Annotated in this window: 16 protein-coding genes; 10 read left to right on the top strand and 6 right to left on the bottom strand. The window is 68.2% G+C overall.

Annotation, left to right across the window (positions count from 1 at the left end; translation table 11 throughout):
• The first annotated feature begins 145 nt into the window (after window positions 1-145).
• Window positions 146-829: a GntR family transcriptional regulator gene (locus tag ACM26Y_RS09645; RefSeq protein WP_003936844.1), complete on the top strand. Its 684-nt coding sequence runs from the start codon at window positions 146-148 to the stop codon at window positions 827-829.
• 137 nt (window positions 830-966) lie between these two features.
• Complete coding sequence (gene gdhA, locus ACM26Y_RS09640; protein ID WP_003936843.1) at window positions 967-2,310, top strand: NADP-specific glutamate dehydrogenase; 1,344 nt, start codon at window positions 967-969, stop codon at window positions 2,308-2,310.
• A gap of 90 nt (window positions 2,311-2,400) precedes the next feature.
• Here gdhA and ACM26Y_RS09635 read toward each other — a convergent pair whose 3' ends face one another.
• Genes ACM26Y_RS09635 through ACM26Y_RS09625 form a run of 3 tightly spaced genes read right to left on the bottom strand, consistent with a single transcriptional unit; the run spans window position 2,401 to window position 4,983 of the window.
• On the bottom strand, window positions 2,401-2,637 hold the full coding sequence (locus ACM26Y_RS09635; protein WP_003936842.1) for a hypothetical protein: 237 nt from the start codon (window positions 2,635-2,637) through the stop codon (window positions 2,401-2,403).
• A 13-nt stretch (window positions 2,638-2,650) separates the two neighbouring features.
• Window positions 2,651-3,844: a fatty acid desaturase family protein gene (locus tag ACM26Y_RS09630; RefSeq protein WP_289380425.1), complete on the bottom strand. Its 1,194-nt coding sequence runs from the start codon at window positions 3,842-3,844 to the stop codon at window positions 2,651-2,653.
• 26 nt (window positions 3,845-3,870) lie between these two features.
• Entirely contained in the window at window positions 3,871-4,983 is a 1,113-nt protein-coding gene (locus ACM26Y_RS09625; RefSeq protein ID WP_416063313.1) for a ferredoxin reductase, read from the bottom strand.
• A gap of 95 nt (window positions 4,984-5,078) precedes the next feature.
• On the opposite strand from ACM26Y_RS09625, the gene ACM26Y_RS09620 reads away from it, so the two are divergent.
• The 4 genes from ACM26Y_RS09620 (at window position 5,079) to ACM26Y_RS09605 (ending at window position 8,440) form a co-directional block, all read left to right on the top strand.
• Complete coding sequence (locus ACM26Y_RS09620) at window positions 5,079-5,780, top strand: TetR family transcriptional regulator (protein WP_003936839.1); 702 nt, start codon at window positions 5,079-5,081, stop codon at window positions 5,778-5,780.
• 23 nt (window positions 5,781-5,803) lie between these two features.
• Window positions 5,804-6,643, top strand: a complete 840-nt coding sequence (locus tag ACM26Y_RS09615) for an alpha/beta fold hydrolase (protein WP_003936838.1) — start codon at window positions 5,804-5,806, stop codon at window positions 6,641-6,643.
• 22 nt (window positions 6,644-6,665) lie between these two features.
• The gene (locus ACM26Y_RS09610; RefSeq protein ID WP_416063312.1) at window positions 6,666-7,583 is read left to right on the top strand and encodes an SGNH/GDSL hydrolase family protein; all 918 of its coding nucleotides are present in this window, start codon (window positions 6,666-6,668) and stop codon (window positions 7,581-7,583) included.
• A gap of 48 nt (window positions 7,584-7,631) precedes the next feature.
• Window positions 7,632-8,440 (top strand): IS5 family transposase gene (locus ACM26Y_RS09605; RefSeq protein WP_375295872.1). Its coding sequence is split into 2 segments (ribosomal slippage): window positions 7,632-7,979 and window positions 7,982-8,440, totalling 807 coding nucleotides; the frame shifts between segments, so codons are not numbered across the junction.
• Between the two features lie 319 nt (window positions 8,441-8,759).
• Here ACM26Y_RS09605 and ACM26Y_RS09600 read toward each other — a convergent pair.
• Window positions 8,760-9,728 (bottom strand): LysR family transcriptional regulator, encoded by a 969-nt coding sequence (locus tag ACM26Y_RS09600; RefSeq protein WP_040782521.1) that lies wholly within the window; start codon window positions 9,726-9,728, stop codon window positions 8,760-8,762.
• 218 nt (window positions 9,729-9,946) lie between these two features.
• Between ACM26Y_RS09600 and ACM26Y_RS09595 the strand changes: the two genes are divergently transcribed.
• From ACM26Y_RS09595 to ACM26Y_RS09585, 3 genes are all read left to right on the top strand, one after another.
• Window positions 9,947-10,354 (top strand): hypothetical protein, encoded by a 408-nt coding sequence (locus ACM26Y_RS09595; protein ID WP_416063311.1) that lies wholly within the window; start codon window positions 9,947-9,949, stop codon window positions 10,352-10,354.
• Window positions 10,355-10,388: 34 nt separating this feature from the next.
• Complete coding sequence (locus ACM26Y_RS09590) at window positions 10,389-11,258, top strand: alpha/beta fold hydrolase (protein ID WP_371383363.1); 870 nt, start codon at window positions 10,389-10,391, stop codon at window positions 11,256-11,258.
• A gap of 131 nt (window positions 11,259-11,389) precedes the next feature.
• Window positions 11,390-12,835 (top strand): NAD-dependent succinate-semialdehyde dehydrogenase, encoded by a 1,446-nt coding sequence (locus tag ACM26Y_RS09585; RefSeq protein ID WP_416063310.1) that lies wholly within the window; start codon window positions 11,390-11,392, stop codon window positions 12,833-12,835.
• Between the two features lie 742 nt (window positions 12,836-13,577).
• Here ACM26Y_RS09585 and ACM26Y_RS09580 read toward each other — a convergent pair.
• Window positions 13,578-14,162 carry a TetR/AcrR family transcriptional regulator gene (locus ACM26Y_RS09580; protein WP_003936831.1) on the bottom strand — a complete coding sequence of 195 codons (585 nt, stop codon included), beginning with the start codon at window positions 14,160-14,162 and terminating at the stop codon, window positions 13,578-13,580.
• Window positions 14,163-14,257: 95 nt separating this feature from the next.
• Between ACM26Y_RS09580 and ACM26Y_RS09575 the strand changes: the two genes are divergently transcribed.
• Window positions 14,258-15,079: an acyl-CoA thioesterase gene (locus tag ACM26Y_RS09575; RefSeq protein ID WP_371383366.1), complete on the top strand. Its 822-nt coding sequence runs from the start codon at window positions 14,258-14,260 to the stop codon at window positions 15,077-15,079.
• Here ACM26Y_RS09575 and ACM26Y_RS09570 read toward each other — a convergent pair.
• Window positions 15,064-16,398, bottom strand: coding sequence for an MFS transporter (locus ACM26Y_RS09570; RefSeq protein ID WP_416063309.1), 1,335 nt, complete (start codon window positions 16,396-16,398; stop codon window positions 15,064-15,066). The two genes, ACM26Y_RS09575 and ACM26Y_RS09570, sit on opposite strands and share 16 nt — an antisense overlap.
• Between the last annotated feature and the right edge of the window lie 42 nt (window positions 16,399-16,440).

The raw sequence follows: 16,440 nt of genomic DNA, 5'->3' as shown, positions 1-16,440 counted from the left end.
TCTCGTTGTGATGCCTGTCACCGATCGGGAGAAATTGTCAGACAAGTACACATACCTGTCAAGGGTGCATGTGCGGCGTCGTGCGAGAATGCAGGTGTTCGTGCAGGTCCGTGCGGGTGCGCGGAGAGCCGGAAGGAGCGGAGCGTTGGCCGGACGCGTCGAAGCCCTGTCGATCGTCGACGCCCTCGCCCTCGAGCTCCGCCGGCGGGTCTTCGCCGGTGAGCTGACACACGAGGATGCGCTCACCGAGGCCGAGGTGTCCCGCGCCTACGAAGTCGCCAGGCCGACCGCCAAGGCGGCCATCGAGAAGCTCGTGGGCGAGGGCCTGCTGCAGCGCAGTGCCCACAAGACCGCCCGCGTGCCCCACCTGGGTCCCGAGGACGTACGCGACATCTACCGCACCCGCGCCCACCTGGAATCCGTGGTGCTGCGAGCGCTGGCCGAGACCCGCACGGCGCCGCCGGCGGCGGCGGCTGCCAATGCCGAGATCGCCGCCATGACCGAGGCGGACCCACTCACCGTCGTCGAACCCGACATGCGCTTCCACACCGCCCTGGTGGACGCACTGGGCAGCCCGCGCACCAGCCGCATGTTCGGCTCGCTCGTCTCCGAGGTCCGGCTGTGCATGGTGCAGGTCCAGGGCAAGCAGCTGCTCACCACCGCGAGCATCGCCGCCGAACACCAGCAGATCCTCGACGCCGTCCTGGCCGGCGACGGCGAGGCGGCCGTCGAGGCGATCACCCGCCACCTCGGGCGCGCCCGGGAACGCCTCGTCGCCGCGCTCGGCGGCAACCCGGGTCCGGAAGCCACCCTCCCGGAACCGGCGTAGCCGCCTCCCCCGCCGCACCGGGCAGACGCCGCGTGTGTGGGGGTGGTCGCCACCCCTCGACGGGACGTCTCGTGCCTGCGCCTAGAATCAACGTGTTAACGCCATGTAACAGTCTCCTCACAGTCAGGTAGGTGAGCGTGTCGACCGCGGACCGCATTGCAGAGATCTACGAACAGGTGAAGGCGCGTAACGCCGGTGAACCCGAGTTCCATCAGGCAGCCGCCGAGGTGTTCGAGTCCCTGCACGTCGTTCTCGAGCGCCACCCCCGGTACTTCGAGTCCGGACTCATCGAGCGACTCACCGAACCCGAGCGGCAGATCATCTTCCGGGTGCCGTGGACCGACGACCAGGGCAACGTGCACGTCAACCGCGGCTTCCGGGTGCAGTACAACAGCGTGCTCGGTCCATACAAGGGCGGCCTGCGCTTCCACCCGAGCGTCAACCTCGGCATCGTGAAGTTCCTCGGGTTCGAGCAGATCTTCAAGAACGCCCTCACCGGCCTGCCCATCGGCGGCGGCAAGGGCGGCTCGGACTTCGACCCCAAGGGACGGTCGGAGCAGGAGATCATGCGCTTCTGCCAGTCCTTCATGACCGAGCTGCACCGCCACGTCGGCGAGTACACCGACGTCCCGGCCGGCGACATCGGTGTCGGTGGACGCGAGATCGGCTACCTGTTCGGCCAGTACAAGCGCCTGACCAACTCCTACGAGTCGGGCGTGCTCACCGGCAAGGGCCTGACCTGGGGCGGTTCGCAGGTGCGCAAGGAGGCGACCGGCTACGGCGTCGCCTACTTCGTGGCGGAGATGGCCAAGTCCGTGAACTCCTCGCTCGAGGGCCGCAAGGTCGTCGTGTCCGGGTCGGGCAACGTGGCGATCTACGCGATCCAGAAGGTGCACCAGCTCGGCGGCATCGCCATTGCCTGCTCCGACTCCTCCGGCTACATCGTCGACCAGAACGGCATCGACCTCGAGCTGCTCAAGGACATCAAGGAAGTCCGTCGCGCCCGCATCAGCGAGTACGTCGACGAGCGTCCCGACGCGCAGTACTTCCCCGGTGGTTCGATCTGGGACGTGCCCTGCGACGTCGCGATCCCCTGCGCCACCCAGAACGAGCTGGACGAGACCGCCGCGAAGACCCTGGTGAACAACGGCGTGCGCGTCGTCGCCGAGGGCGCGAACATGCCCACCACCCCCGGTGGCATCGCGGTGTTCCGCGAGGCGGGCGTCGCCTTCGCCCCAGGCAAGGCCGCCAACGCCGGTGGCGTGGCGACCTCCGCCCTCGAGATGCAGCAGAACGCCTCCCGCGACTCGTGGCACTTCGACTACACCGACGAGCGCCTCGCCGGCATCATGCGCGACATCCACCAGAACTGCGTGGACACCGCCGCCGAGTACGGCAAGCCCGGCGACTACGTCCACGGCGCCAACATCGCCGGCTTCGTGAAGGTGGCCGACGCGATGTTCGCACTCGGCGTCATCTGATCCGAACCCACGCCGACGGCGAGGGGCGGGCACCCGGATTCCGGTGCCCGCCCCTCGCCGTGTCTGCGTTCTCGGATCGGCCCGAGATACTTACACCTGCCCGCCGGACGGCTCGGACGACGACGGACCCGCGCTGCGCTCGTCGTCGGCTCCGGCCTTGCGGGCGGCTTCGCGCATCTCGATGCCGTCGCTGATCCAGTCCCCGATCTCCCGGGTGACCTCGCGGACCGCACCGGTGATGATGCCCGCGATGTTGCCGACGTGCGTCGCCGCGGACTCGGTCAGTTCCTGAAGCGTGTCCTTGTTGCGTTCGAACCTACCCACCATGGCGGTACCCCCTTCAGGCGCTGTCGTGGGCGAGGGTACCCGCGACCGGAACGCTGCGCTCGATGAGCACCGACGTCGTTGGTTCCTCCGTGACCCAGCTCGGCGGCAGGGCAAGCTTCACGATCTTGCGCCACACCGAGCCGACCTGGGCGAGCAGACCGCCGGTGTTGTAGGGCAGGCCGTGCCGCTCGCACAGCTCCCGCACCTGGGGTGCCAGCTCCGGGTATCGGTGCGCCGGCAAGTCCGGGAAAAGGTGGTGCTCGATCTGGTGCGAGAGGTTGCCGGACATGATGTGGAACAGCGGGGTGCCGGTGATGTTCGCGCTGCCGAGCAACTGGCGCACATACCACTCGCCGCGCGTCTCGTGCGCGGTCTCCTCCTCGGTGAAGGACTGCACTCCCGACGGGAAGTGCCCGCAGAAGATGATGGAGAAGGCCCACACGTTGCGGACGAGGTTGGCGGCAGCGTTGCCGAGCAGCGTCGGCACGAACATCGGCCCGGACAGCAGCGGGAAGGCGACATAGTCCTTGATCACCTGGCCCCGCGCCTTGCGCCACCAGCCCCGGGCGAGCGGGATCACGTCGCGCCAGCTGCGTTTACCGGCGACCACGTTCTCGACCTCGGCGTCGTGCAGCATCACGCCCCACTCGAACAACAGCATCAGCGCCGTCGCGTAGACGGGATTGCCGAGGTAGTACGGGTGCCAGCGCTGCGCCGGGTCCATCCGCAGGATGCCGTAGCCGACGTCGCGGTCCATGCCGAGGATGTTGGTATAGGTGTGGTGCAGGAAGTTGTGCGAGTGCCGCCACTGGTCGGCGGGACATACGGTGTCCCACTCGAAGTTGCGGGAGTTCAGTTCCGGTTCCCGCATCCAGTCGTACTGGCCGTGCATCACATTGTGGCCGATCTCCATGTTGTCGAGGATCTTCGACACGCTCAGGGCGGCCACCCCCGCCACCCAGGCCGGCGGCAGGAATCCCACGAACAGCAGTGCGCGACCGGCGATCTCGAAGCGGCGCTGCGTCCCGACGATGCGGTAGATGTACTCACGGTCGGCCGCGCCGAGCGAGGCGACGGTGCGTTCGCGCAGCGCGTCGAGTTCACGGCCGATCTCCTCGACCTGCTCGCGGCGCAGCACGACCGGTGACGGGTCGGGTTCGCGACGGCCGGCCAGGAAGGCGGGAAGGGGAAGGGACAAACCGAACATGCTGTCCTCCAAGTGTTTCGATTGGGTCAGAGGTCGAAGGCCGCGTCGCCGAGGGGGACGTTGACGCAGATCTGCACCTCGGCGCCGGGCTCGTCGTCGGTCTCGCCGGTGCGCACGTCGCGGGTGCAGCCGGACAGCCGGGTCACCGTGCAGGAGTGGCAGATTCCCATGCGGCAGCCGTGCTCGGGGGTGAGTCCGGCCGCCTCGGCCTGTTCGAGCGCGGTGACGCCGCTGTTGTCGGCGTGGATCCCGGAGGCGGCGAAGGTCACGGTGCCGGTCGCGTCGTCGTCGCGGACCACGACGGGCGGGGTGAACTGCTCGGTGTGCAGCAGATGCGCGGCGTCGGCGTCGCCGTAGACGGCCCGCACGCCGTCGACGAGGCCGACCGGGCCACAGACGTAGGCGGGCGCGCCGGCGAACCAGGGTGCGACCCGCTCGAGATGGCCCCGCTCGAAGTGACCCCGCACGGCACCGTCCGCCGCCCGGGTGTAGGCGAAGGTCACGTCGATGCCGGGGTGGGTGCCGGCCAGGGATTCGATGGACTCGCGGTGCGGCACGTGCGCGGCAGTGGGCGCGTAGTGCAGAAAGGCGACGGTCCCGGAGTAACCCTCGTCGGCGAGGGTGCGCAGCATCGACAGCACCGGAGTAATGCCACTGCCGCCGCTGACGAGCACGAGCCGTTCCGGTCGCCGCGCCGGCAGGCAGAATTCGCCCGCGGCGGCCGCGAGATCGACGACGTCGCCCGCGGCGGCGTGCTCGTGCAGGTGCCGTGAGACGACACCGCCCGGCCGCACTCCGACGGTGAGCTGGATGTGCCCGTCGGCGCGATGCTGGGAACTCACCGGCGAGTAGGTGCGGCTGTGCCGCACGCCGTCCACCACCACACCGAGTTGCAGGTGCTGGCCGGCCCGGAATTCGAGGGGCCGGGCCGGACGCAACTCGAGCGTCACCGACCCGGGGACGGTTCGGTCAACGTGCGTGATCCGGGCCCGGGTGCGCTGCACAGCCAGGAGAGGATCGGCCAGTTCGAGGTACCGGTCCGGGTGATGCGGCGCAGAGAGCACGCGCAGCGCCTCGAGCAGGACTTTTCGGCCGATGTCCGGCCCCGCGGCGCGTCGGGCGCGGTGAAGCAGTGTCATGGCGTCGCTCCTCTCGAGCGAGAATCCAATTTCAGTGTACAAACGTGCACTGAACTCAGTGTGCCAGGGCGGCCCGGTCCGCTGTCAACGTCGATGTGGCCGCCGTCACCCCCGTCCTCGGCCGCCGGTTCACCGCACTGCCTAGACTCGGATCCGTGTCCGCAGCCCCCGTTCCCGAACCCGCGACGCGGGCTGCGCGCAAGGAGCGCACCCGCCAGGCCCTGCTCGACGCGGCGCTCGAACTCTCGGCCGATCGCAGCTTCGCCACGGTGAGCCTGCGCGAGGTGGCCCGGCGGGCCGGAATCGTGCCGACGGCGTTCTACCGTCACTTCGACTCGATGGAAGAACTCGGTGTCGCGCTCGCCGCCGACACCATGCGCATGCTCCGCCGGCTGCTGCGCGAGGCCCGGCGCACGCGCAGCCCGTCCTCGGCGCGGACATCGCTCGAGACCCTGGTGCGGCAGGTCCGCGCCCACGAACAGGCGTTTCGTTTCCTCGCCCGCGAACGCCACGGCGGCCAGCCGGCCGTCGCGCGCACCGTCACCGTCGAATTGCGGCTGATCACCAGCGAACTGTCCGTCGACCTCTCCCGCATGCCCGGCATGGCGGAGTGGGATGTCGACGACCTCGAGATGGCGGCCGACCTCCTGGTCACCGCCATGCTCGAGGTGGTGCTCGAACTGCTCGACGTGGACCGGCCCGGCGGACCGGCGGAAGCCGAGGTCCTGGCGCGCGCGGAGAAGCAGATGCGGCTCATCGTCCTCGGCATGGGGGCCTGGAAACCTACCCACCGCTGACGACAGGCCGTACGGTGGGCGCCATGCTCGAGACCACTCGCGTCACCCTCGGAGACCTCACCTTCGACGTCCACACCGCCGGGCCCGTCGACGGCACGCCGGTCGTGCTGCTGCACGGCTTCCCGGAAACCGCCCGCAGCTGGGAGTCCGTCGCCCCACGGCTCGCGGAGGCGGGACTGCGGGTACTCGTGCCCGACCAGCGGGGGTACTCCCCCGGCGCCCGCCCGGACGGCGTGGCCGCCTACACCATCGACCTGCTGGTCGGCGACGTCATCGGACTGCTCGACGCGACCGGGCTCGACCGGGTGCACCTGGTGGGGCACGACTGGGGGGCGGCCGTGGCCTGGCAGGTCGCGGCGCGCCACCCCGACCGCATCAGCACCCTGACCGCGGTGTCGGTGCCGCACCTCGCGGCCTACGGCTGGGCGCTGCGCGAGGATGCCGATCAGCAGGCCCGCGCCGCCTACATCAAGCTGCTCCGGCAGGAGGGAAAGGCCGAGCACGTCCTGCTCGAGGACGATGCTCGTCGGCTGCGCGCGATGTACGGCGACCGGGTCAGCCGCGAGTCGATCGACGAGTACGTGCGCGTGCTGTCCGAGCCCGGCGCCCTGACTGCCGCGCTCAACTGGTACCGCGCGATGACCCGCGAATTCTCCGAACTCGCGCCGGTGCGAGTACCCACCACCTACGTGTGGAGCACAGCCGATTCGGCACTCGGCCGGGCGGGCGCCGAGCGCTGCGGCGAGTTCGTCGACGCGCCGTACGAATTCGTCGTTCTCGACGACGTCAGCCACTGGATTCCGGAGGAGGCACCGGACGCGCTGGCGAAGACGATCCTCGCCCGGATCGACGACCGGCCGTGAGCGGATGTCGGCAGGAGGGGCCGTGACCGCGACAGCGCACCGCCGGATCGGCGTGGTCGCGGCCGCCGCCCTCTCCGTGCTGGCCGCCACGGCCTGTACCGGCACCGGGCCGTCGGCCGGGTCCGGGGCCGAGTCCGATCCCGCCCCCGCCTACAGTTCCTATGTGGCCCTGGGGGATTCGTTCACCGCAGGCCCGATGATTCCGCCCCAGGTGGACCCCGCGTGCGCGCGCTCGGGCAGCAACTATCCCCACGCCGTGGCCGAGACGCTCGGCGTCGACGACTTCCGCGACGTGTCGTGCAGTTCGGCGACGACAGCGAATCTGGCCGGACCCCAGGTCGTTTCGTCGGGCGCCACCGTCGCCGCGCAGTACGAGGCGCTCACCCCGGACACCGAGCTGGTCACCGTCGGGATCGGTGGCAACGACATCGGTCTGGTCGCCCTGGCCGGGTCGTGTCTCGCGCTCGACCGCTCGTCCGGGAGGGCCGCGGCACCGGCCGGGCCCCTGTGCGCGACCGCGAACGTCCGCGGCGGCGTCGATCTCGTGGATCGCGCGATCGACGACTTCGCCCCGACCTACGGCGCGATCGTGCGCGAGATCCACGACCGTGCCCCACGGGCGCGCATCCTGCTGGTCGGCTACCCGACCGGGATCCGGGACGGCGGCTGCTATCCCGACCAGCCGATCCTGCCGGACGACGCGACGTATCTGCAGGCGAAGATCGACCGGCTCAATGCCGTGATGCAGCAGCAGGCCGACGCGGCGGGTGTCGACTACGTCGACCTGCGCGAGTCCACGGTGGGGCACGATGCGTGCCAGCCGGCAGCGCAACGCTGGACCGAGGGCCTGTTCCCGTCCCAGCCGGCGGCCCCGCTGCACCCCAACGCGGACGGCCATCGCAACGCCGCCGAGCAGGTGCTGGTCACGATCGCGGACTAAGAGCGTGTCTCACGTGGATGAAGTGGGTTGTGATGCATGATGTAGTTCGTGGTTGACGAGTTGTCTATCCGGTTGGTGCCGGATGCGTTGTGGGAGATCGCCGAACCGCTGATTCCGGCCTTCGCCCCCCGACCGCAGGGTGGTGGCAGTGCGCCGGTCGACGACCGGGCGGTGTTCACCGCAATCGTGTTCGTATTGACCAGCGGCTGCGCCTGGCGGCACCTGCCGCCGTCGTTCGGGGTCAGCGTCCCGACCGCGCATCGCCGCTTCACGGCCTGGGTACGCGCGGGGGTGTTCGAGAAACTGCACCGCGAGGTGCTCGATCGACTCGGCGGCTCGGGTGAGCTGGACTGGTCGGCAGCGATCCTGGACGCCGCGAGTGTCCGGGCGAAAAGGGGGGATCTTTGACCGGGCCCAGCCCGGTCGATCGCGGCAAGAAAGGATCGAAGATCCACGTCCTGTCCGAGGCCGAGGGAATTCCGCTGGTTGTCGGCGTCTCTGCAGCGAACACCCACGACAGCACCATGCTGCGGCCGCTGGTCGAGGCCATTCCCGCGGTCAGGTCCCGTCGTGGGCCGCGACGACGCAAACCGGGTCGCCTGCGCGCCGACAAAGGTTACGACTCCGCCGCTCACCGTTGCTGGTTGCGGGAGCGCCGGATCGTCCCGCGGATCGCTCGTCGCGGCATCGAACGCAACGACCGCCTCGGCCGGCACCGATGGAAGATCGAACGCACCCTCGCCTGGCTCACCGGCTACCGCAGGCTCACAATCCGCTACGAACGCCACGCCGAGCACTTCACCGGCTTCCTGCAACTCGCCGCGGCGCTCACCTGCTTCAAGAAGCTCTCCACATGAGACATGCTCTAATTGGATTTCCTCCCGTGGAAACGATCCCATATTGAGATCTGTTGTCGTCCTGCGTGAAACTGTGACCCTTGGGTCGGGTCTCGAGGACGACGCCGCCGTCAGAGAGGCGGCGTACGGGGTCCGGCAGCGGCAACGCATGGAGGAGACGAGCGAGGCGGGATAGTTGCACTCGGCGAATCCGGCGGCGGGAGCATCGAAGACGCGGACCGGTGGAGACAGCGGTGGTCAGGTCTCGCATGCCGAGCAGTGAGTTCGGTGAGAAGGCACCATCGTGAGCGGAACGCTGACTCGACGGGTCAGGCGAAAGTCAGCCTGTCGTGCGATGAGCGACATCGGTGATCGAGTTGTGAGGCCGGGTGGACCACGCTCCGGGCACGGTGTGGAGTGAGGCCACAGCACGTGCTGTGTCGATGAAGTCGCGTACGGCCTTCGACGCGACGTCCGTCCGCCAGGCGATGGACAGCGCTGTGGGCGGAATGTCGGTCACCGGCACGAAGGCCAGGCTCGGTCTGCTGTAGAAGCGTTGCGTCGATGCTTGCGAGAATGCAACGCCGCGCTCGGCGAGGATCGCTTCGAAACATTCGTCGACGGTGGCCACGTCTGCGCCGACCCGGACGGGTTCGCCTTGTCGTGATTCTGTGGCCAGCCAGTAGTTACGCCAGTTCTCGGGTGCTTTGCGTGCGACGAAGAACTCGTTGGTGACCTGTTGGACGCTTACCTCGGGCAACTGGGCGAGCGGGTGATTGGCTGACACGACCATCACACGGGGTTCGACGAACAGGGTTTCCATGCCCAGCCAGTCCTGCATCAGCAGCGGGGGCCGGACGAAGGCTACATCGGAGGATCCGTCGGCCAACCCGACATATGGGTCGGAGAAATCGTGCGAATGCATCTGGACCTGCATGTCCGGATACAGCGACTGGAACGTGCTGAGGATGTGGGGTGTGAGCTCGGCAGCTGCGTTGCCTTGGAAGCCGATGACCAATTTGCGGGTACTGATACCGTGGGCGGCCTCGCGGGTGAGGTTGATTGCTCGTTCGGCGTTCGCCAGTAGCCGGCGGCTTTCGTCGAGCAGGATCTGGCCGGCGGGGGTCAGTTCGACGTGTCTGCTGCTGCGCAGTAGTAGCACTGCGCCGAGGTTCTGCTCGAGCTTGCGGATCTGCACGCTCAGTGAGGGTTGAGCGATGTGCAGGCGAGCGGCTGCGCGCCCGAAGTGCAGCTCTTCGGCAACTGCCACGAAATAGGACAGAAGTCGCAGGTCGAGCTGGGGGTACATGTTACCGAGGTTAGACAACGCCTCCGGAGGAGACCAGTAGTCGTTGCCTATCGATCCGGGCTGGATAGGTATTGGACGCACCCGGCAGCTACGGGGTGTGATGGCTGTCATGGCCGACGCGGCATCCGGGAGTGCAGCACTTCCTCGGATTCGGCCCGGCCCACCGGAGCGAGTGCTCGCACTCGGCCTCGCTGTCTCCCTCATCGAAGGAATCCCATATGACCGTCACTACGCGTGCCCTCGACACGGCCGACTGGACTGCCTCGTTCACCCAGGCGAACAACACCGACCCCGAGATCCAGGCGCACGGCAAGTACTTCACCTGCTCGTACCTGCTCGACATGACCGACCACACGTTCGTCATCCAGATGAGCCGCGGCAACGTGGTGGACATCGCGATCGACCCCGGTCCGTTGGATGTGCCGTACCAGTTCGCGCTGCGTGCCAGCGCGGACACCTGGCGCAACTTCGGCGTCCCGGTTCCCGCCCCGATGTACCACGGCATCTGGGCTGCGAGCTTCCAGCGAGACATGAAGCTCGAAGGCGACATTCTGGTGCTGATGCAGAACCTGCGGTGTATCACCCGCCAGATCGAGCTTCTGCGCGCCGTCGGCGTCCCGGTCTGATCCTCTCACCCCCCTCGAGCCGTAAGGAACACTCATGAGCAAGATTTCCCCGGTCACCGGCCACTACGTCGACGTGGACGTCGACGGACTGCTGTACAAGGTCTTCTACCTCGAGAACGGCACCGGGCAACCCCTCGTGTGCCAGCACACCGCCGGCTGCCACAACCACCAGTGGCGCGGTCTCCTCGAAGACGAGGAGATCACCGAGAACTACCGTGTCATCGCCTACGACCTGCCGCGGCACGGCAAGTCGGATCCGCCGGAGAACACCGAATGGTGGACCGAGGAGTACAAGCTCTCCGCGGACCACTACGCCCACTTCATCGTGGCACTGTGCGACGCGCTCGAACTCGAGAACCCCATCTTCATGGGCTCATCGTTCGGTGGGAACATCGCACTGCAACTTGCGCTTCGTCACCCCGACCGCTTCGCCGGCGTCATTCCCGTCGAGGGTGCCGACTACTCGCCCGGCTTCTACCTCGACTGGTGGCAGCACCCTCACGCCAACGCGGCACAGGTCTGCGCCAGCGGCGTGTGGGACCTCATGGCCCCGCAGTCGCCGGAGGCCGACCGCTGGAAGACCTGGTTCTACTACAGCCAGGGCTCCGAGTCCTTCCGCGGTGACCTGCACTTCTACTCGGTCGATCACGACCTGCGCGGAAAGCTCGCAGACATCGACGGGGACCGGTGCCCGGTCGTGATGCTGACCGGTGACTACGACTACCTCACTACCCCCGAGGACAGTGCACGCACCGCGGCGCAGATCCCGAACGCCGAGTTCATCGAGATGAAGGAGATCGGCCACTTCCCGATGAGCGAGAACCACGCTGTCTTCCGCGGATACCTCATCCGGGCTCTCGAAGTCCTCCAGGACAAGGCCGGCAAGGCAGTCGCCACCAGCTAGAATCCGCCGCTCGCTCGGGTGTGGTCGCTGAACAATGGGGGCCACACCCCGGGCGACGGAATCGGCCTCGGCGCCCCTTTCGTGCCGGCTACTCGGCGCGGCGTTCAGCCTCCACAAACTCGGCAGGAGCCATGACCCACACTCTCCCCGCGGGCGTCCCGACCCAACTCTGGATCGGTGGAAAGCTCGTCGATTCGTCTACCGGTATCACCTTCTCCGTGGAGGATCCCGCCACCGGTGCCGCGATTGCGCACGTCGCCGACGCCGCGCCCGAAGACGGACTCCGCGCTCTCGAACGCGCCACCACCGCGCAAGGGGAATGGGCGCGGACCCCATCGCGTCGACGCGGCGAAATCTTGCGCACCGCATTCGAACTCATCCGCAGGCGGGCAGACGACTTCGCGCGCACCATCACTCTCGAGATGGGTAAACCGCTCCACGAAGCGTATGCGGAGGTCGAATACGGCGCGTCATTCCTGCACTGGTTTTCCGAGGAAGCAACCCGTATCAGCGGGCGAATCTCCCCGTCCCCGTCGGGAACCGGCACCATTGTCGTCACCAGAGAACCGGTTGGACCGGTACTGGCCATCACCCCCTGGAACTTTCCGCTGGCCATGGCCACGCGCAAGATCGGTCCAGCACTGGCTGCCGGCTGTCCGATCATCGTCAAACCAGCGGCCGAAACGCCCCTGACGATGCTGCTGGTCGGCCAAATTTTCGCAGATGCGGGTCTGCCCGATGGTGTGCTGTCGATTCTGCCCACCTCCGATGCCGCAGCACTGACCGCTCCACTGATCGACAGCGCTGAACTGCGCAAGATCACGTTCACCGGATCCACCGGCGTCGGCAAGCTGCTGGTTCGCCGATCAGCGGACCGACTCCTGCGAACGTCGATGGAACTCGGAGGCAATGCCCCCTTCCTCGTGTTCGACGACGCCGATGTCGATGCAGCGGTCGACGGCGCGATGGCAGCAAAATTCCGCAACGGCGGCCAAGCATGCACAGCAGCCAACCGATTCCACGTCGCACGTAGCGTCGCAGAAGAGTTCAGCGAGAAGTTCACGGCACGCATCGGTGCATTGCGCACGGGACACGGTCTCGAAGCGGGAACCGACATCGGACCGCTGATCACCGCGAAACAGTGCGCCACCGTCGATGCTCTGGTCGAAGACGCCGTCGCGAAGGGTGCACGCCTCCGCACCGGCGGTGTCCGTCCCGACGGCCCGGGAACGTTCTACGCCCCGACAGTTCTCGACGACGTGAGTCTCGATGCACGTCTGCTGCGGGAGGAGATTTTCGGCCCGGTTGCCGCGATCACCACCTTCGACACGGAGGACGAAGCGATCGCGACGGCAAACAACACCGAATATGGGCTCGCTGCGTACTTCTACACCCGGAGTCTCGACCGTGCCTCCCGAGTCGCCGACGCACTCGAGACCGGCATGGTCGGGATCAACCGAGGCATCATCGCCGATGCGGCCGCACCCTTCGGAGGGGTGAAGGAATCCGGCTTCGGCCGCGAAGGATCCGTCGAAGGAATCGACGAGTACCTCGCCACGAAGTACATTGCACATTGATCAGAGCCACAGAATGGTCCGGAAGCGTTGCCGGCCCGTGCCAGGACCCATCACTCAGACGAACCTGATGACGACACCGAAAGCGTTGTGCCCGTAGATGAGGACGTCGTTGCGTTCGGTCTACGGCCACCCTGTATCGACGTGGTTCACGCCCTGTGCGTCACCCTGCACGCTGAGATCGCTGGCCAACTCGACGTGATCGCGCCCGCGCACCCATCGGCCAAGGGTGCGCAGCAGATACTCCGTGGTGCGGGGCCTGCGCGCGCCGGTGCTCGATATCGACCTCGACGAGTTGTCCGCCCGTGATATTCGCGAACAGCGGTGTGTGTCGGCCGCGGGCACCGAACCGCAGCCGCCATCCTTCGGTGGCACCCAACCCAGCGAATGTCACTGTCCTCGAATAGCGCTCGCCGCGGCACTGACCTTTGTGCATCGTGAGTCACCTGTAAGGCCGCTGGTTCGGGTGGTATGTGCCGCCACTCGTATGCGGTGACATTCAGCTCGATTGCTGTCCCCTTGTGCGCCGGGGCGTCTGGTGAAGGACCCGCCGAGCCGTTGGGTCCTTCACCAGAGAGGTGGTTACCGCACTCGCTCGTGCGGCACTACCTCCTCGGTACCCCTGGCTGACCGGCTACCGCCGACTGACCATCCGCTACGAACGGCACGGAGTGCACTTCGCCGGATTCTGCAACTCGCCGCCGCGTTGACCTGCCTCGAGAAACGCACCAAAATGAGACATGCTCTAAGCCTGGCCGATCGCCGACCGGCACAGGGCCGAGAGCTCGTCGACCACCGCGTCGAGCGGCGCCGAGCTGCGTTGCGCCTGGGCGAGCACCAACGCGCCCTCGAGGGCGCCGACGACGAGCACCGCCAGCGACCGTGCGCGTTCCGGACCGACCCCGTCCGCGACGAGGGCGTCGCCGAGCAGGTCGGACCAGGTCCCGAACGCCTCCCCGGCGACGTCGCGGGCGCCGCGTTCGGTGCCCAGGGCCGCCGCGACGATCGGGCAGCCCACCGCGTAGTCGCCGTCCTCGAGCCCGCGGCGCCACAGGTCGGCGAGCGCCTGCAGCGCGTCGGGGGTGTCCGAGGCTTCCAGCACCCGGGTCATCCCGTCGCCCAGGTGCTCGGCGGCGCTGCGCGTGGCCTCCTCGACGAGCTGCGCTTTTCCGCCGGGGAAATGGTGGTAGACCGACCCGCGCGGCGCGCCGCTGTGGGCGAGCACGTCGGCGAACGAGGTCGCGGCGACGCCCCGCTCCCGGATGAGCCGGATCGCGCTGCGGATCATCGCGGCACGGGGACCGCTGGTCGGGTCGCTACGCCTGGCCATGTTCCTGCTCCGCTCTTGCTGCCGGTTTCTATGTATGTTGTCATACTTAGATCCGGTTCGCGCCGGAACGGACCCGTTCTTCCCGAGGAGTCGTCGTGACCGAGATCGCCGCCCCGCCCCACCCCTTCGACGCCGCCGTGACCCTCCGGCCCGCGGAGGACGGCCGCACGCGGGGTCGGACCACCCCCGACTACACGAACATGGTCGGTCCGTTCGGTGGCGTCACCGCTGCCGCCCTGCTGCGGGCCGTTCAACAGCACCCGGACCGGCTCGGTGACCCGATCTCCCTGACCGTCAACTACGCCGGACCGGTCGCCGACGGCGACTTCGACATCACCGTGCGAGCGGTCCGCACCAACCGCACCAATCAGCACTGGCAGCTCGAGCTGACCCAGGACGGCGTGGTCGCCACCACCGCCACCGCCGTGTTCGGCACCCGCCGCGACACCTGGTCGGATACCGAGCTCGACGTTCCGGAGGTGCCGTCGGCGGAGACGGTTCCGGCGCAGACCCTTCCGGAGTTCATCGCCTGGGCCCGCAACTACGAGATGCGGTTCGTCGAGGGCGCGGTGCCCGAGCAGGACGCCGGCGAGCACCCCGACTCCACCACCACGCTGTGGGTGCGCGACACTCCGGCCCGCCCGCTCGACTTCCCGGCCCTGACGGCGCTGAGCGACGTCTTCTACCCGAGGGTGTTCCTGCGGCGCGGCCGGTACATGCCGGCCGGGACCGTGTCTCTGACGGTGTACTTCCACGCCGACGCCGCGCAACTCGACACCCAGGGCGACGACTTCGTCCTGGGCACCGCGCGCACCCACCGCTTCTCGCAGGGCTACTTCGACCAGGCCGCCCAGCTGTGGGGCCGCGACGGCACGCTGCTCGCCACGAGCCACCAGCTCGTCTACTTCAAGGACTGACTCTCCGGGGCCCGCACCGCGAGCAGCGCCACCAGCCCGGCACCGAGCACGACGAGCAGACCGCCGATGCCGGCCCGGTCCGCGCCGAACGTCCAGGCGAAGAGAGCGAACAGGGTCGGAGCCAGGAACGAGACGGCGCGGCCCGTCGTCGCGTAGAGCCCGAACATCTGGCCTTCCCGCCCGGCGGGGGTGATGCGCGCGAGGAAGGTGCGGGCCGACGACTGGGCGGGTCCGACGAACAGGCACAGCAGCAGACCGAAGATCCAGAACATCACCGGCCCCGACACCACGAGCAGCACGATGCCGACGGCCATCATCGCGGCGAGCGAGGTGACGATCACCGCCTTGGGTCCGACCCGGTCGTCGAAGCGACCCGCCGCGAGGGCGCCGAGCGCCGACACCACGTTCGCCGCCACACCGAACAGCAGCACGTCGGCGGCGTCGATGTCGTACACGTTCACCGCGAGCACCGCGCCGAACGTGAACACCCCTGCCAATCCGTCGCGGAACAGTGCCGATGCGCCGAGGTAGCCGACGGTGCGCCGGTCCATCGCCCACAGCTCGCGCAGGTCGCGCAGCAGCACCCGGTAGGACTGCACGATCCCGGCCCGTTCCGCGCCGGGATCGACGCCGGTGGGCCGAACCTCGGGCACCGCGAGCAGCACCGGGACGGCGAAGATCGCGAACCACACCGCCGCGGCCAGCACCACCAGGCGGATGTTGAGACCGGCTTCGGTGCTCACCCCGAGGAAGCCGCGGGTGTCGCCGTCGCCGGCGATGAAACCGAAGTACCCGAGCAGCAACAGCAGCAGTCCGCCGACGTAGCCCATGGCCCAGCCCAGACCGGAGACCCGGCCCATGTTCTCGTCGGTGGAGACCTGACGGAGCATGGCGTTGTAGGGCACTTGCGCGAGTTCGACGACGACGGACGACACCCCCAGCAGCACGAGGCCGAGCCACAGGTAGCGGTGGTCGTCACGCACGAAAACCATTGCCGCCATCAGCGCGACGCCGGCGTAGGACAGCACCGCGAGGGACCGCTTGCGTCGGCCGGTCGCGTCGTAGCGCTGGCCCGAGACGGGGGCGGTGATCGCGATGAAGAACCCCGAGAGGCCCAGCGCCCACCCCAGCCACGTGCTCGCCGACATCGACCCCGGCAGGTCGTCGCCCACGGCATCGGTGAGATACACGGAGAAGACGAAGGTCAGCACCACCGCGTGGTAGGCCGACGACCCGAAGTCCCACATGCCCCAGGCGAAGACCTGGCGCCGCGAGGTAGCCTCCCCGATCCCGGCGACGGCGTCCGTGTGCGCGCTCATGCCCGCAGCCTAGGAGATCGCCGCGCCGAGAACCGGCCTCTG

It is taken from the genome of Rhodococcus indonesiensis (assembly GCF_047782815.1).
Taxonomy (GTDB): domain Bacteria; phylum Actinomycetota; class Actinomycetes; order Mycobacteriales; family Mycobacteriaceae; genus Rhodococcus; species Rhodococcus indonesiensis.
This window is presented reverse-complemented; position numbering and strand designations above follow the sequence as displayed.

Excerpts from the sequence above, each read along its gene's own strand:
- ACM26Y_RS09600 (WP_040782521.1), bottom strand. The coding sequence starts at position 9,728 with ATGTACCCCCAGCTCGACCTGCGACTTCTGTCCTATTTCGTGGCAGTT.
- ACM26Y_RS09625 (WP_416063313.1), bottom strand. The coding sequence starts at position 4,983 with ATGACACTGCTTCACCGCGCCCGACGCGCCGCGGGGCCGGACATCGGC.
- ACM26Y_RS09585 (WP_416063310.1), top strand. The coding sequence starts at position 11,390 with ATGACCCACACTCTCCCCGCGGGCGTCCCGACCCAACTCTGGATCGGT.
- ACM26Y_RS09570 (WP_416063309.1), bottom strand. The coding sequence starts at position 16,398 with ATGAGCGCGCACACGGACGCCGTCGCCGGGATCGGGGAGGCTACCTCG.
- ACM26Y_RS09590 (WP_371383363.1), top strand. The coding sequence starts at position 10,389 with ATGAGCAAGATTTCCCCGGTCACCGGCCACTACGTCGACGTGGACGTC.
- ACM26Y_RS09615 (WP_003936838.1), top strand. The coding sequence starts at position 5,804 with ATGCTCGAGACCACTCGCGTCACCCTCGGAGACCTCACCTTCGACGTC.
- ACM26Y_RS09580 (WP_003936831.1), bottom strand. The coding sequence starts at position 14,162 with ATGGCCAGGCGTAGCGACCCGACCAGCGGTCCCCGTGCCGCGATGATC.
- ACM26Y_RS09595 (WP_416063311.1), top strand. The coding sequence starts at position 9,947 with ATGACCGTCACTACGCGTGCCCTCGACACGGCCGACTGGACTGCCTCG.
- ACM26Y_RS09630 (WP_289380425.1), bottom strand. The coding sequence starts at position 3,844 with ATGTTCGGTTTGTCCCTTCCCCTTCCCGCCTTCCTGGCCGGCCGTCGC.
- ACM26Y_RS09635 (WP_003936842.1), bottom strand. The coding sequence starts at position 2,637 with ATGGTGGGTAGGTTCGAACGCAACAAGGACACGCTTCAGGAACTGACC.